We start from the raw sequence: 14,793 nt of genomic DNA, 5'->3' as shown, positions 1-14,793 counted from the left end.
AAATTGAATCTTTTTCGATTAAATGATTTTATCGAAATAAATTTGTTTGGTTATTTTCAATTATTTCAACTTTTTTTTAAAATCTACAATCAAAAGAACATCTTTCAAATTCTTTTCATCAACGCGAACGGTCAACGGAATCAATTTTCCAATCGGTTTGCTTTGTTTGAAATCGTTCTTAATTTTTGAATCTATCGAAAGGTTTTCGATTCCCCCTCGGATTTTTTCGGTCATGTAAAACGTTGTCTTAAAAAATCCGTCCCAAACCGACAGCCAAAAGACCGTTTTTTTCTTATGAACAACTTTGCAAAGCCAACTCTTTCCGTCTTTGTAATAATGCCATTCCGGCGTAAGATGGAATTCCGGATCGGTGATCGCTTTCATCAAATCCGCATAGATTTGGTAGTTGTTTTGAAGGATTTTTTTAAAACATCATCGGACGGAAATATTTCGGATCTCTTAAAACTTGAATTTCTGACAAATATTTCACTTCCTGTTTCTGAAACATTTTGCAAGTTCTTGCATTTGTTCCGGAGTTTTTGTTTGAATTAAATTTGTTTATTCCTGCTCAAACGGCGTTAAAATGAGATCCACGGTTTCAAAATTGCTGCCATAAACCGTTCCCCGAAATTCCACCCACTGCCCGCGGGCAACCGTAAACGTGGACGTGACTTTTCTTGTTTCATTCACGCCAATCGTTCCGATATTTTGTTCGTCGGACATTTTGCTTGATTTGGAAAACAATCCATTCATTTCAACCGTGATGTTTTCCGCCGGGTTGGGACCCCGGTTTTTAATTGTGACAATCACTTCATGAATGGCGCTTGTCTCTCCTTTCTCCACGAGTTCCCGGCTGACCATCACTTCCAGGTTTGCGCCGATATTCATTTTGTAAATATGAATGCTGCCAGCGTCCACGCCAGCCGGCATTTCTCCAATCGCATAGTCCGAAGACGTGGTTTCCACGTAGTAGTATTTTCCGTTGCGCTCAAAAGAGACAGCATCCGTCGGCATATCGTCCATTCCGGCAACGCCCAGCGCCATATGGCCGGTAAATCCAAGAAGAGCCGTATCATATCCAAGTTCATGCAAAAGCGCGGCCGCCAAAATTGTGCTGTCTTCACAGTCACCGCCGCCGTCGACCAGCGTTTCGACCGGATAGCGCGGGTAGCTGTCAAAACCGGTGGTGACGCTGTCGGAACTGTACGGCATGGACTGAATAAATGCGATAATGTTTCCGACGGTTTGATCATCCGTATAGTTGTACTGTTCCCCTTGCGCTTGAAACGCGTGAGTCATTTGTCCGAGAATTTCACGGTCGTCTTGAGACAGCGCATATTGGGAATAATCCGCCCGAACGTGGGATTTGTTTCGGTACAGGTCATACGTTTCAATTGGAATGGAAATCGTATAATTCCAAGTTTGGTTGTCATATTTCCAAGTGTAGGTGCGTGTGTAATAACCGGGCTCATCCTTTTGGTTGTTAAAATAGTTGACGCGCTCAGGGTCATTGATTTTGTCCGGTGACACAGGGCCGGCCGGATTGGAAGATGAAGATGAATTCAAATCCGGAAACGGGATTTTGTTTGTGCCGCTTTCGAAAAAGGGGGCGGCATAAAATACCAAGACCGCAAGGACGATGACAAAAAGAAGAAGGAAAATCATTTTTGAAGCTTTTCCCATGATGAAACCTCGGTTTTTTAATTTAAGTTTTAATTTCTCATTTTTAATTAAATTTTAATTTTTCATTTTTAATATTCATCTGTTCATTATTAATCTTTTTTCAATCATTTGTATTCATCCAAAAATTATTTAAAAATTTATAAATACATGGCGTTTCTATGTGAAATTCAATAATTTTTGAGATGAGTTTTTCAAATGGTTTTTCAAATGAAGGAGGCAAGACATGGAGACTAAACATCTCGAATGCAACCCTATTTACGACATTACAGACGTCGCGAATTGGTTTTTGAATAAAGAAATCCATGACTCATAAAAAGCTTCAGAAATTGTGCTATTATGCAGTTGCTTGGTTCTATGCGCTGACAGATGAATTTCTTTGCTCAAATTATGAATTCCAGGCTTGGGTTCACGGCCCGGTCAATTTGTCTCTTTATGATATTTATCGGGATTATGAATGGAGAGAAATTGATATGTGTCCTCAAAAGCCGGATTTTGGAAAAACGGATGAATTTTTAGAAATGATTTGGGATACATACGGTTATTTTTCGGGAACTCAACTTGAAATTTTAACGCATAAAGAAAACCCTTGGAAAAACGCACGTGGAAGCCTTAAGACATTTGAACCGTCGGAAGAAATCATTTCCCCGTCGGACATGAAAAATTATTACAAAACATTGCACCACAGGGGGCAAAACGATTGAAGAATAGACATTTCAATTTTCACATTCCACCCGTAAATATTGAAAAAAAGAATGGGGCAAGTTTATCCGAATACGGAAATGTTTCCGATGAAATTATTTTTCAATTTAAAGACTTGAAAAGTTGCGGAAAAAAAAAGCCATACGTGCTTTTGTAAAATGGAAAATTGTGAGCTGAAAATTTATGATTCGTTCTTTGAAAAATCATCCGGCTGCCTTGTTTCACATTTTATAAAACATTAGCAAGCACAAGAAAGCCAAATGAGTCACCTGAAAAATCTGGAAATAAAAATAATTCATGTACGGGCAAACAGTAAAGCACGTGTCCACAGATATTTCTTTGAAAACAAATTTTATTTGGTTGCGTTTGACCCGAATCATAAAGGCAGCAACTAAAATAGGAAAATAAAATAGAAATAAATTGGAAAAATTTATAAAATCATAAGCTGGAATTTTTTTCACAAAAATCTGTCATTTTCCTCCCGTCCTTTGAACCGTGCGGCACCACCCAATAAAAAGAAGTTCCTTAATTTTTATATCTTTCATTTCTATTGTTTTTCTTTTTCTTTAATTATCTTTTTAAATCAAGAGTCCCTTCTCAAAGACATAAAAACAAGCAGGTTGAAAATGTCTGAAACTTACAAACACCTTGAGGCGCGTGCTCGCCTTTGCGCGGCCGAAATTCAAAAAATCGGAAAAGTTCATCTGGTATCTCACATTGACGCCGACGGCATCACCTCTGCCGGAATCATGTGCCGGTGTTTTGAGCGGGCCGGCATAAAATACACGCATGCGTTTGTCAAAAAGTTAGATGAGCGGGTGATGGAACAATTGCTTTTGGAAAACCATCCGCTCTTGGTTTTTACCGATTTGGGCAGTTCCTTGATTGATTTTATGGTCGACCATTCCATGAATGCGATTGTTGCCGACCACCACCAGCCTAACGGACGGCCGGAAAACATTTCCACGGACTCTAAAACATTTCCCCACCATATGAATCCGCATCTTTTCGGCGCCAACGGCGGCTTTGAAATCAGCGGGTCGGGCGTCTCTTACATTTTGGCATGCGCTCTGGGAAACAATGCCGATTTGGCGGACTTGGCGATTGTCGGCGCGATTGGCGACATGCAAAACCGGAAATATGGAAAATTGGTCGGCCTCAACCGTGAAATTTTAGAGCGGGGAATTGATGCCGGTGTTTTAAGCTGCAACCTTGACCTTGCGCTTTTTGGAAAACAAACCCGTCCGATTTACCGGATTTTACAATATTCATCGGAGCCTTATCTTCCGGGACTGACCGGGGATGAAGAAGCTTGCATCCGATTTTTGCAAAACACGGGCGTCGGCTACAATCAAACCGACGGCGCCAAATTGTGGATTGAATTGAATTTTGAAGAGCGTAAAAAAATCATCACCGGTCTTGTCAAATACTGCAATGACCGCGGCTTTTCATCCAAGCGCACAGATGACATTGTCCGGGAATGCTACACGCTTTTGTCGGAAAAAGAAGGAACAGAAATGCGTGACGCCTCTGAATATTCGACACTTCTGAATGCGACCGGGCGATATGATTGCGCTGAAATCGGCGTGGCGGTTTGCATGGGTGACCGGAATAATGCGTTGGCACAGGCCGGAAATCTCTTGGTGGAGCACCGGAAAAATCTGGTCAACGGCCTGAATTATGTCCGGGAAAGCGGAATGACTCAATTGAAAAATATTCAATATTTCTATTCCGGATCGGCGATTAAGGAAACTATTGTCGGAATCATTGCAGGCATGTCGTCGTCCATCGAAGGCGTGGACCGTAAAAAACCAATTATCGGGCTTGCCGATTCGGAAGATGGCGTTAAAATTTCGTCCCGGGGAACACAAGACCTCATCCGCCGGGGAATGAATTTGTCCAAAGCGATGTCGGAGGTCACTGAAATGGTCGGCGGAACCGGAGGCGGACACGATATCGCGGCCGGTGGAACTATTCCACCGGAACGCGTGGATGAATTCATCATGAAGCTGAATGATTACATCGGAAATCAGATCAACGGCAACAACATGTGAAAAAGGAGTTTAGAAGAAGGACAAAAAAAAAGAAGGACGAAAAAAAAAGAAGGACGAAAAAAGAAGAAGGATAAAAAAAGAAGAAGGATAAAAAAAGAAGAAGAGAAGAAAAATTAAAATTTAAAAAATTAAAAAAATCAATTTATTTTGCCAATTGATAAGCATCAAAAATGTTCCAAAGCCAGAGCAGGAACATAAATATTCCGATGAGACCGCCGACAAGAGAACCTACGACACTGAGAACGGAGCCGGCTGCGATGGCACCCAAAATTATAAATCCGATGAAAATCATTGCGCCGCGAAGGAAATTTCCGGCATAGAACTGTCCGAGTCCAGGAATAAAGAACGAAAAAATTGCTGCTAAAATTTGACTTGCCATAACTTTCTCTACCATTTTTTTGTATTTAGGCTTTGTCCTACCCGTTTTTATTACACCCTATTTATATATTAGAACTCTCCGAAAAAAACAGAAGAAGAAACAGAAGAAGAAACAGAAGAAGAAACAGAAGAAGAAACAGAAGAAGAAACAGAAGAAGAAACAGAAGAAGAAACAGAAGAAGAAACAGAAGAAGAAACAGAAGAAGAAACAGAAGAAGAAACAGAAGAAGAAACAGAAAATAGATATAATTCATCTGTCTCATTTGTCACAAGAAAACAGTTATCTGGAATCAAATTTTTATTTAAAATCAATAAATTCGAAACTAATTAACTAAAATCAATTCATCCAAATAATTCATCCAAATAATTCATCCAAATAATTCATCCAAATAATTAATTCGAAATCAATTAACTTAAAATCCATTTTATTCCAAACGGAGCGGTTTACCATCAGTTCTTTTATTCCGACCGGATGCCGGCCGATTGACGAAATCTTAGGCGGCGGCTTAGAATGCGGCATTGTCACGCAAGTATATGGCGAGCCCGGCTCAGGAAAAACAAATCTGTGTCTTCAGGCAGCGATTGAATGTTCCAAATCCGGCAAAAAAGTTATTTTTATTGATACGGAAGGGCTTTCTTTGAATCGTTTTTCCCAAATTGCCGGAGAAAGATCCAAAGAAATCGCACAAAATATTTTGATTTACGAGCCCATGAGTTTTGATGAACAATACACGGCGATTTGTGAAATTGAAAAAATTCTTGGGGAAAATATCGGTCTGATTGTTGTCGATTCGGCAACTTCTTTTTACCGTTTTGAACTCGATGACGAACTTTCCGGCATCCAAAGCCGTCGTGAACTGTCCAATCAAATCGGATTTTTGCAAGGAATGGCACGAAAATCAGGCGTTGCCGTTCTGATTACAAATCAAATTTTTAGCGATGTCAGCCGCGGAGAGAACGGCAGCAGTTATGGAAACAGCAATATTAGCAATGGCCGAAACAACAGCAGCAATGGCAGCAGCAATGTCCGCCCGATCGGCGGAAAAGCCATCGAACACATTTCCAAAACAATTCTGCAACTGGAAAAAACAGGGGCAGGAACCCGGATCGCTAAAATCATAAAGCACCGATGCCGGCCGGAAGGAGAAATTTGTGAATTTACAATTACAGCCGAGGGGTTGAGATAATTTGAGATCATTTTTCAAATATTATAAATTAAATTCATAATCAGTCAGGTGATTCTTTTGAAAACAGACAAAAACTTATCCGGGAATTCATTTGCGGGACGGACAATTGACTGGGATGATTCCGATTCTTCCGTTGTCATGGTCGATCAAACTCTTTTGCCGGCCGAATACAAGATCATTCGGTGCAAAACTATTTCGGAAATTTGCGAAGCGATTCTGAACCTTCGAATTCGGGGAGCCCCGGCGCTGGGGGTTTGCGGCGCGTTTGGGGTTGCGCTTTCGGCGGCAAGAAGCAGTGCGGATACGGTGGAAGGACTTATCAAAGACATGACGGTGGCCGGCGAGACAATTAAAAAAACCCGCCCGACGGCAATTAATTTGTCACGGGGCGTGGACCGCGTTCTTTTGATTTCGGAAGAGGAAGGATATGACCCCAAACAAATGCGAAGTATTGCGCTTTTGGAAGCCAAAAAGATGGCGGAAGAAGATGTCGAATTGAACAAAAAAATCGGCAAAAACGGCGCGAAATTGCTCAAAGACGGCGATGTTGTCCTGACACATTGTAACGCCGGGAAAATGGCGTGCGTGGACTGGGGAACCGCGTTGGGCGTGATTCGGTCAGCGGTGGCCGACGGAAAAAAAATTACGGTCGTCGCCTGCGAGACCCGGCCGCTGAACCAAGGAAGCCGGATTACGGCATGGGAGCTTTTTAACGACAAAATTCCGGTTCACTTAATTACGGATTCCGCCGCCGGTTTTTTCATGGCGACCGGAACAATTAACAAAGTTATTGTCGGTGCGGACCGGATTACCCAAAGTTCCGTGTTTAACAAAATCGGAACGTATTCGCTTTCTGTTTTGGCCAAAGAACATAATATTCCGTTTTATGTGGCGGCGCCGGTTTCCACGATTGACGCGGAAAATTTTGACGAGGCGGTGCCGATTGAAATGCGGTCCGAGGATGAAATCCGCTACATTGGAAAAGCAAAAGAACTCAACGCGCCGCTTGGCGTTTCCATTAAAAACCCGGCGTTTGACTTAACACCGATGGAAAATATATCGGCACTGATTACCGAAAACGGGGTTTTCTATCCGCCGATTCTCATGGATGAGATTATTCTCGGATAAAACGGATAATTAAAGCAGGAGGCTGATAATTATGAATTCTTCCACCGGCCGCAAAAAAATCCTTTACATTGATATGGATAATGTTTTGGTGGATTTTGAATCATCGATCCGGCAACTGGACGCCGCAACAAAACAAGCGCATCAGGGAGACCACTCCGCCGGCATTTCGCCGACATTTGATGAAATCCCGCATATTTTCTCAAATCCTGAACCGATGAAGGATGCCGTTGAAAGTTTTTGTGTGCTTTGCAACCATTTTGATGTCTACATTCTTTCCACCGCGCCGTGGGAAAATGAAACCGCGTGGTCGGATAAGCTCCTCTGGGTTAAAAAACATCTGGGAGAGCCAGCTTACAAGAGATTGATTCTGACGCATCACAAAAATTTGAATCGGGGGGACTTTTTGGTAGATGACCGGAGCAAAAACGGCGCCGCTGAATTTGAAGGTGAATGGATTGAGTTCGGGTCGGATATTTTTCCGGATTGGAAGACGGTTTTAGAATATTTGCTTCAAAAAAAGTAACTTTGTTGAAATAAAAATATAATATAAAATAAATGCAAAACAAATGTAAACTGTGAATCATTTGTCTAAATATTTATATAAGAACAGACTGTATGGAGTAAATCTATTTCAATTCATTTTATTCATCATCGATTAAAATTTCAGGAAAGATATTTTATGGCAAAAAGTAAAGGAAACGGTCTTCAATCATCCGCCGGTCTCATGAGATATTATGACGCGGACAAAAAATCAATTACAGTCAAACCCCAATACGTATTAATTGCGGGAGTTGTCATCGCTGTCGCGGTTCTTTTAATTTCCTACTTCTACGGAACCTGGCCGCTGAGCTGATTTTATCTTATTTTCTTTTTTCATTTTTTTAAAATTTCTTTTTTCTTTTTTAATTTTTTTGCAGGTTATACATTTTTTTTTCATTTTTTTTGTTCTTCTCATTTTTTATGTCCCTCATATCGTTTTGATTTATTTTCCGTATCCCAACCAAGTGACCATTCTGATTCAATCCGATGCGGCAACGCATCGGATTGAATCGGAAACACGATATTAAAAAGAAAATGAAGAGCGAGGAGAACAGCAACGCTCAAACCATAAACAGTTGCATCAACGCTCAAACCATTAACGGCTGCAGCAACGCTCAAACCATAAACAGTTGCAGCAACGCTCAAACCATTAACGGCTGCAGCAACGCTCAAAACTGTCAACAGTTGCAGCAACGCTCAAACCATAAACGGACGCAAATTTTTAAATTTATATTTTAAAAAAGCCATCCCCTCTTTTTTGTTGAGAATAATCAAAAACTGTTGCCATAACGCGCGCGGCGGCACTGAAAAAAATAAAATAAATAAAACAAAAAAGAAACGAAAAGAGAAACAAGAAGAAACGAAAAGAGAACAAGAAGAAACGAAAAGAGAACAAGAAAAAAATAAAAAGAATCAAATCAGAAAAAATTCTGATTTAATTCCGAATTTGAGTTGATTTTTTAAACATACAAGTCTTTCATGGCATCCGACGCGAAATCGTCCACCGCGCCGGTGGACTCAATAACACCCAGCGTGAACAACACAAATTCGAGTTCGGTCATTGTGTTCATGATGTTGAGCGGTGTGGTGGAACCCATGGACCCGACTCTGAAAATTTTGCCTTTCAAATGGTCTTGACCGCCGGTAATGACAATACCGCGTTTTCCAAGCGCCTTTTTGATTTCTTCCCCATCCACGCCGGGCGGCGCTTTCATGGCGGAAACCGTGTTGGAATACGCGCTGTATTTGTTCAATTGCGGGAACATTTCAATGCCGATCGCGGTCATGGAATCACGAACCGCCTTTGTCATCAAATAGTGGCGATTGATCCTGTTTTCAATGCCTTCTTCTTTGACAATGCGAAGCGCTTCTTGAAGCGCGTAGAAGAGAGAAACCGCCGGCGTGTAAGGGGTTTCCTTTAATTCTTTGGTCGCGCTGTTGCGGTAGGCCAAAAGATCCAAGTAATACGGACGGTTAGTGATGTTTTTCATTTCCTCCGCCGCCTTTTCGCTGACACCGACCAAGGAAAGTCCCGGCGGCGCCGCCAAACATTTCTGAGAACCGGTGACGGCAATGTCAACGCCCCATTCGTCCATTAAAATCGTGTCGCCGCCAAGAGATGAAACGACGTCCAAAATAAAATAGGCGCCGTATTTTTTGGCCAACTTTCCGATTTCCGGTGCCGGATTTCGAATTGCCGTTGAGGATTCGTTGTGAATCATCGCAATGGATTTGATGTCGCCGGCTTCCAATTTCTCTTCCACTTTGCCCAGGTCGACCGAGTCTCCCCATTCGAATTCAAGCGGAACGACGGTGCCGTATTTTCCGGCCAATTTCTTAAAGCGTTGACCGAATTTTCCGTTTTCGATCGCCAAAATTTTGTCGGATTTGTTGTTCAAAGAACCAATCGCGGCTTCCATGCCGGCGGTCCCGGACCCGGAAATGACGGAAATGTTGTCGGCTTTCGTGTTGAAAAGTTGGGCGGAAATGGATTGGATTTCGCCGTACATGGCGGAAAATTCTTTGCCGCGGTGATTAATCATCGGTTTGGCCATGGCCAGCAACACACGTGAAGGAACAACAACCGGACCGGGCATCATTAAAAGTTTTTCATCGGCTTTCATACAAAAACAACCTGTTGATATGAATCTTTCATTTAATTTTTTAATTTCAGAATACAAAACGTTTAACGATTTTGTAGATGTTAAATGTTTTAACAATTTGAATAGAAAAGACTGATTTTATTTTAATAATTTGTGATTGAGAAATTTGTGATTGAGAAATTTGTGATTGAGAAATTTGTGATGAAAATATTGAAAATATGATTGAAAATATGAAATTTGAAATATATGGAATGTGATTAAATAAAATTTCAGATGTCGATTTGAAAATATTTTGAAATTTTTAAATACATTTTTGAAAACTTTTTAATATTGAAAAAATATTGCGCAAACCTCAACCGTTTACAATCTTCATGATATCGCTTTTTGTAATCACGCCGGTGACGGTTCCTTTTTCCATGACCAGAACCGCCGGACTTCGTTCTAAGATATGTGAAACCGTTAAAACAGATGCGGTTTGTGGAACCGTTGGGAAGGATTCTTCCATCAAATCAAAAACCGTAATTCCCAAAAGAGATTTTTTAAGCGCGATGGTTTTGACAATGGCGCCTTCCGACAAACTGCCGACCGGGACTCCATTTTCAATCACCGGAAGCTGTGAAATTCCGTGAGAATTCATAATCGACACCGCTTCTTCCAAAAGCTGGCCGGGACGGACATGAATGACCGGATAACTGATGATGTCTTTCGCGACGATTTGCTGCTCCTTTTTGGCTTCTTCAAAAGCCGCCAAAATTTTCGCCACTGTCGAAAGCCGCGGGTCCACATCATTCATTTCAATCCGCGCAATCAAAGGCTGACTGACCCCTGCCCTTTTCGCCAAATCACTCTGTGTCAGCCCGAGCTCAATCCTTTTCTTTTTTAAATCTTCCGGCGTAGGAATCTGCATGAGTTGTATTACTTCAAGTAATAGTATATAATTATTCAGATTCCAAAAAGGCAGCCGACGGAATTCATCGCGGTAAAATGAAAGTAAATAAAAAATAACTCAAAAACAATCCTCTCTGTTTTTATAATAATATATCTATAATTTATCACACCAATAAATTAATATTGAATTAAAAATCATTGTTAAAAATCTGATATCCCTAACTTATTTTTTTCCGTGAAAATCCATGTCCGATACAAAAAACACATTCGACTTCAACCAAATTCCAGCCCGTGCCACCGATTACTTCAAAAAATCATTTGTTTTTGATGTCAAATCCGGATTCATCACGGCCATTGTCGCTCTACCACTTGCGATTGGTTTTGCAATCGCGTCCGGTGTTGAGCCATACATGGGAATTTATACGGCAATCGTCGCCGGTTTTTTTGGATCACTCCTCGGAGGCTCCCGTTTTTCGATTACAGGCCCGACCGGAGCCATGGGTGTCGTCGTTTTGTCCGCCGTGACAAAATACGGACTCGAAGGATTATTTTTAGCAACACTGTTGGCCGGTGTTATTCAAATTCTTCTCGGCATTTTTAAAGTCGGAAAAATCGCGAAATTTATGCCGCTTCCGATTATTGCCGGATTTACCAGCGGAATCGGCCTCTTGATTGTGGCCGGACAAATTCCAAACGCCCTCGGCCTGACCATTCCGGTTCATGAATATGTGTTCCAAACACTTTATGACATTTACCAACATATGGACAGCATCAGCCTTGTTGCCATATTAATCACAATCGGAACCGCAATCATCATGCTCTTTTTACCCCGGTTTACCAAAGACCGAAAATATATATCCTCGGTTCCGCCAACGATTGTTGCCTTAATTTTGTCCGCTGTTTTAATATACTTCGGTGGATTTGAAATTCCCACCATTGGGACCCTTCCACAGACGCTCCCCTCTTTCTCGTTGTTTAAAATCAATTTTGATTTGGCACGAAATGTGTTTCCTTACGCAATTTCATTGACCCTTCTTGGAACCATCGAATCATTGATGTGCGCCGTTGTTTGCGACGGCATGACCGCCACAAAACACAACAGTGACCGGGAACTCATCGCTCAAGGCATCACCAAAATGATTACTCCGTTTTTTGGAGGACTGCCGTCAACCGCCGCCGTTTCCAGAAGTGTCGTGAACATCCGCGAAGGTGCGAAATCCAGAGCCAGCGGAATGATGCATTCCGGATTTATGTTATTGTTCGTGATTTTTTTCGGGTCGCTTGCAATTTATCTTCCCAAGGCCTTTGTCGCCGGCATTTTAATTTGTATCGGCGCCCGCATGGTCAACTATAAGGAACTGCGGTTGATTTGGGGAAATAACAAAACTGAAGCCGCGATATTTATCATCACGATGTTGCTCACCGTCCTGACCGATTTGATTCTGGCAATGGAAGTTGGCATCTTGCTCACCATGGTAAATTTCCTGTACGACATGACCAAAACAACCAGCATCGAAACCGTTGAAGAGCACGATTCCGACGACCGGATTAATGAAATCATGAAGCTGAATGAGCAATACAAAGACAAATTGGCCATTTACACAATCAATGGACCGTTTTTCTTTGGTGCCATGAACGTTTTTGACCAAAAAGTCAACGCCATTTTGCCGACCAAAAAGAAAGTCATCATCATCCGGATGCGTTTTGTCCCGTATGTCGACACCACCGCCATTTCCCGCCTCAACGGATTTATCGAAAGCCGGAACCGTGAGAAGAGATACGTGATTTTAACAAGCCTTCGACCGGTTGTGAAAAAACATTTGTTTAGAAATGAAACATTTGAGAAACATGTCCGGCAAAAAGACGTGTTTTTGTTTGAAAGCACGGAGCATGCCGTCGAATTTGCCAAAAATGAGTTATTCCCGCTGATTGACAAACATGAACCCAAACAAATCACGGTCAGCGAAGAAAAAACCGATCCGGCGGAAAATGAAATAGAACCGAAATTATAAAAACCCGGAGTTAGAGGATTATTTTTGTAAATGTTTCGTTCTCATATTATCGGATTGATTTATGATTGAATTTATATATGAAAAAATGAGATAATTAAAAAAAGAAGCATTTTGAGTAACCCGTTATTTGAGAGAGATTTATTTGAGAGAGATTTATTTGAGAGAGATTTATTTGAGAGAGATTTATTTGAGAGAGATTTATTTTAGATTATTTTAGAAATATTTATTGCAATAAAGTTGTTGGTTGATTCCATTGTCAGAAGCCTCTTTTTCATGGACCGGAAAAATAGATTCCGTGATGGAGCGGGCGTCCGTTCGATTCAAATTTTTTAAAAAATATGTATCGAAACTCTACACGCCCAACGTCAAAATCGCGCTCATCGCCATAATTATTGGAATCATCACCGGGTTTCTCATCGGAATCTATTCTTTGCTTTTGCATGAAGTGACGGATACCTTTTTTGGCGGAACGTCCATTCTGGAGCGTCTGGGCATTCCCGGCTGGTCCATCATATTTGTCCCAATGGCGGGCGGACTTATTGTAGGTCTTCTCAATAAATATTTTTTAAAAACAAGATATGGTGTGGAGAGTGTAATTGAAGCGGCGGCGCTTCATGGCGGGAAATTAAAAGCCCGGTATGCGATTGTCGAAGCGTTCGCGTCCGTAATTACGATCGGAACCGGCGGGTCGGCCGGCAAAGAAGCGCCCGGCGTTTTAATGGGAGCCGGTGTCGGCTCCATGGTCGCAAAAATCCTCAACCTGCGCGGGAAAAGTCTTCGGACTTATTTGGGATGTGGTGCCGCCGCCGGAATTTCTGCGGCATTCAATGCGCCGTTGGCTGGAATTGTGTTCGTGGTCGAAGTCATTTACGGAGAACTGGAAGCAAAAACATTTATTCCAATTGTGATTTCATCCATTTTCTCAACATTTGTTTTTAATGTTTTTTTTGGAACGGACCTCATGGTTTTTCCGAACTACACGCTTTTAAATCCGTTTACGGAAATTTGGCTGTTTCCGATTTTGGGTGTTTTTGCCGGAATCGTGTCCATTTTTTTCATCAAATGCTTTTACTTTATCCGGGAACACTTTACGGTTTTGAAAATTCCGAATGTGTATAAACCGGCGCTTGGCGGTCTTCTTGTCGGGATTATCGGGTTTTTTTACCCGCAGGTTTTTGGTCTCGGTCATGATGTGATTTTAGAGGTTGTTCGCGACCCGTACGCATTCCCCATTGCGCTTTTGCTCGGCCTTGTCGTTTTAAAAACGCTGGCTTTCTCCTTCACCATCGGTTCTCGCGGAGCCGGCGGTTCCATTGTCCCGTCCATGTTTGTCGGTGCGATGTTGGGCGCCGCGTTTGGAATGGTTTGCGAAGCCTTCATTCCGGGACTGACCGTTCAGCCGGGGGCTTATGCGCTGGCCGGAATGGGAGCAGTGTTTGCCGGAACGTCGAATTCAACCTTTACCGCAATCATTCTTTTGATTGAGACAACGCAGGATTACAGCATGATTTTGCCGTTTATGTTTGCCTGCGTGCTCAGTAACGCCATTGCAAGAGCTGCCAATCCGGATTCGATCTTTACGGAAATGCTCAAGAGAAAAGGATACAATATCCGCGGTGGCCGGGAAGTGGATGTTATGGAATCCATTTTGGTCAAAGACGCGATGCGTCCGCACGTTCAAACCGTTTCGGAAGATAACACGATTGACAGCCTTTATGCGGTCATTCAGAGCAGCAAACATACCGGATTTCCGGTTGTTAACAAGAGTGGAGAGCTGACTGGCATTGTGACGGTGAAGGACCTGCAGGAACAAATCGAGCCCGGAAACCCGCAAAACAAACAATTCATCAAAGATGTGATGACCAAAAACATATTGGTTGCGTACCCGTTTGAAACGCTGGATGTGATTTCTGACCGAATTGTCGCCAATGACGTCGCTCGTCTTCCTGTTGTCATGAAATCCAATCCGAAAAAAATGGTCGGAATCATTACGCGTAAAGACGTGATGAATGCGTACAACAAGAGTATCCTGACAAAAGTGCAGCGGGTCGGGGAAGAGCAAGCGAAACAGCAAGTCAGCGAAGAAGAAATAGCGGAACAATAAAGGCCGGCTTATTATTGA

At 42.1% G+C, this 14,793-nt stretch carries 16 protein-coding genes; 8 read left to right on the top strand and 8 right to left on the bottom strand.

The window, feature by feature from the left end; translation table 11 throughout:
• Window positions 1–60: 60 nt before the first annotated feature.
• Window positions 61–420: a DUF3788 family protein gene (locus tag MsAm2_RS02255; RefSeq protein WP_338098488.1), complete on the bottom strand. Its 360-nt coding sequence runs from the start codon at window positions 418–420 to the stop codon at window positions 61–63.
• A 138-nt stretch (window positions 421–558) separates the two neighbouring features.
• A complete protein-coding gene (locus tag MsAm2_RS02250) occupies window positions 559–1,683 on the bottom strand; it encodes a transglutaminase-like domain-containing protein (RefSeq protein WP_338098195.1) in 1,125 nt (374 codons plus the stop codon).
• Between the two features lie 302 nt (window positions 1,684–1,985).
• Here MsAm2_RS02250 and MsAm2_RS02245 point away from each other — a divergent pair, with 302 nt between their 5' ends.
• Together MsAm2_RS02245 and MsAm2_RS02240 are read left to right on the top strand one after the other, a co-directional pair.
• The gene (locus MsAm2_RS02245) at window positions 1,986–2,384 is read left to right on the top strand and encodes a Panacea domain-containing protein (protein WP_338098194.1); all 399 of its coding nucleotides are present in this window, start codon (window positions 1,986–1,988) and stop codon (window positions 2,382–2,384) included.
• 624 nt (window positions 2,385–3,008) lie between these two features.
• Window positions 3,009–4,436, top strand: a complete 1,428-nt coding sequence (locus MsAm2_RS02240) for a RecJ family nuclease (protein WP_338098193.1) — start codon at window positions 3,009–3,011, stop codon at window positions 4,434–4,436.
• Window positions 4,437–4,578: 142 nt separating this feature from the next.
• Here MsAm2_RS02240 and MsAm2_RS02235 read toward each other — a convergent pair whose 3' ends face one another.
• Complete coding sequence (locus MsAm2_RS02235) at window positions 4,579–4,830, bottom strand: hypothetical protein (RefSeq protein ID WP_338098192.1); 252 nt, start codon at window positions 4,828–4,830, stop codon at window positions 4,579–4,581.
• Window positions 4,831–4,883: 53 nt separating this feature from the next.
• Entirely contained in the window at window positions 4,884–5,084 is a 201-nt protein-coding gene (locus MsAm2_RS02230) for a hypothetical protein (protein ID WP_338098191.1), read from the bottom strand.
• A 179-nt stretch (window positions 5,085–5,263) separates the two neighbouring features.
• Between MsAm2_RS02230 and radB the strand changes: the two genes are divergently transcribed.
• The 4 genes from radB to MsAm2_RS02210 all read left to right on the top strand — a co-directional run bounded on the left by radB (window position 5,264) and on the right by MsAm2_RS02210 (window position 7,982).
• Window positions 5,264–6,001: a DNA repair and recombination protein RadB gene (gene radB, locus MsAm2_RS02225; protein WP_420846984.1), complete on the top strand. Its 738-nt coding sequence runs from the start codon at window positions 5,264–5,266 to the stop codon at window positions 5,999–6,001.
• Window positions 6,002–6,058: 57 nt separating this feature from the next.
• Window positions 6,059–7,129, top strand: a complete 1,071-nt coding sequence (locus MsAm2_RS02220; RefSeq protein ID WP_338098190.1) for an S-methyl-5-thioribose-1-phosphate isomerase — start codon at window positions 6,059–6,061, stop codon at window positions 7,127–7,129.
• A 31-nt stretch (window positions 7,130–7,160) separates the two neighbouring features.
• Window positions 7,161–7,652, top strand: a complete 492-nt coding sequence (locus MsAm2_RS02215) for a 5' nucleotidase, NT5C type (RefSeq protein ID WP_338098189.1) — start codon at window positions 7,161–7,163, stop codon at window positions 7,650–7,652.
• Between the two features lie 156 nt (window positions 7,653–7,808).
• The gene (locus MsAm2_RS02210) at window positions 7,809–7,982 is read left to right on the top strand and encodes a preprotein translocase subunit Sec61beta (RefSeq protein ID WP_338098188.1); all 174 of its coding nucleotides are present in this window, start codon (window positions 7,809–7,811) and stop codon (window positions 7,980–7,982) included.
• Window positions 7,983–8,080: 98 nt separating this feature from the next.
• Here the strand turns inward: MsAm2_RS02210 and MsAm2_RS02205 are convergent, their stop codons facing one another.
• The 3 genes from MsAm2_RS02205 to MsAm2_RS02195 form a co-directional block, all read right to left on the bottom strand.
• Window positions 8,081–8,362, bottom strand: a complete 282-nt coding sequence (locus MsAm2_RS02205; protein ID WP_338098187.1) for a hypothetical protein — start codon at window positions 8,360–8,362, stop codon at window positions 8,081–8,083.
• Between the two features lie 266 nt (window positions 8,363–8,628).
• The gene (locus tag MsAm2_RS02200; RefSeq protein WP_338098186.1) at window positions 8,629–9,792 is read right to left on the bottom strand and encodes a pyridoxal-phosphate-dependent aminotransferase family protein; all 1,164 of its coding nucleotides are present in this window, start codon (window positions 9,790–9,792) and stop codon (window positions 8,629–8,631) included.
• Window positions 9,793–10,123: 331 nt separating this feature from the next.
• A complete protein-coding gene (locus MsAm2_RS02195; protein WP_338098185.1) occupies window positions 10,124–10,678 on the bottom strand; it encodes a CBS domain-containing protein in 555 nt (184 codons plus the stop codon).
• A gap of 226 nt (window positions 10,679–10,904) precedes the next feature.
• Between MsAm2_RS02195 and MsAm2_RS02190 the strand changes: the two genes are divergently transcribed.
• Window positions 10,905–12,671, top strand: coding sequence for a SulP family inorganic anion transporter (locus MsAm2_RS02190; RefSeq protein WP_338098184.1), 1,767 nt, complete (start codon window positions 10,905–10,907; stop codon window positions 12,669–12,671).
• A 94-nt stretch (window positions 12,672–12,765) separates the two neighbouring features.
• Here MsAm2_RS02190 and MsAm2_RS08345 read toward each other — a convergent pair whose 3' ends face one another.
• Window positions 12,766–12,873, bottom strand: coding sequence for a hypothetical protein (locus MsAm2_RS08345; RefSeq protein WP_420846983.1), 108 nt, complete (start codon window positions 12,871–12,873; stop codon window positions 12,766–12,768).
• A gap of 51 nt (window positions 12,874–12,924) precedes the next feature.
• Between MsAm2_RS08345 and MsAm2_RS02185 the strand changes: the two genes are divergently transcribed.
• The gene (locus MsAm2_RS02185) at window positions 12,925–14,775 is read left to right on the top strand and encodes a chloride channel protein (RefSeq protein WP_338098183.1); all 1,851 of its coding nucleotides are present in this window, start codon (window positions 12,925–12,927) and stop codon (window positions 14,773–14,775) included.
• Window positions 14,776–14,793: the final 18 nt, after the last annotated feature.

Source organism: Methanolapillus ohkumae (assembly GCF_032594355.1).
Taxonomy (GTDB): domain Archaea; phylum Halobacteriota; class Methanosarcinia; order Methanosarcinales; family Methanosarcinaceae; genus Methanolapillus; species Methanolapillus ohkumae.
Note: the sequence above shows the minus strand (reverse complement) of the source record. Positions and strands in the feature narration are given on the sequence as shown.

What these genes read in the sequence shown, in the direction of transcription:
- MsAm2_RS02250 (WP_338098195.1), bottom strand. Translation starts at nt 1,683, where the DNA reads ATGGGAAAAGCTTCAAAAATGATTTTCCTTCTTCTTTTTGTCATCGTC.
- MsAm2_RS02245 (WP_338098194.1), top strand. Translation starts at nt 1,986, where the DNA reads ATGACTCATAAAAAGCTTCAGAAATTGTGCTATTATGCAGTTGCTTGG.
- MsAm2_RS02210 (WP_338098188.1), top strand. Translation starts at nt 7,809, where the DNA reads ATGGCAAAAAGTAAAGGAAACGGTCTTCAATCATCCGCCGGTCTCATG.
- MsAm2_RS02215 (WP_338098189.1), top strand. Translation starts at nt 7,161, where the DNA reads ATGAATTCTTCCACCGGCCGCAAAAAAATCCTTTACATTGATATGGAT.
- MsAm2_RS02240 (WP_338098193.1), top strand. Translation starts at nt 3,009, where the DNA reads ATGTCTGAAACTTACAAACACCTTGAGGCGCGTGCTCGCCTTTGCGCG.
- MsAm2_RS02190 (WP_338098184.1), top strand. Translation starts at nt 10,905, where the DNA reads ATGTCCGATACAAAAAACACATTCGACTTCAACCAAATTCCAGCCCGT.
- MsAm2_RS02200 (WP_338098186.1), bottom strand. Translation starts at nt 9,792, where the DNA reads ATGAAAGCCGATGAAAAACTTTTAATGATGCCCGGTCCGGTTGTTGTT.
- MsAm2_RS02195 (WP_338098185.1), bottom strand. Translation starts at nt 10,678, where the DNA reads ATGCAGATTCCTACGCCGGAAGATTTAAAAAAGAAAAGGATTGAGCTC.
- MsAm2_RS02235 (WP_338098192.1), bottom strand. Translation starts at nt 4,830, where the DNA reads ATGGTAGAGAAAGTTATGGCAAGTCAAATTTTAGCAGCAATTTTTTCG.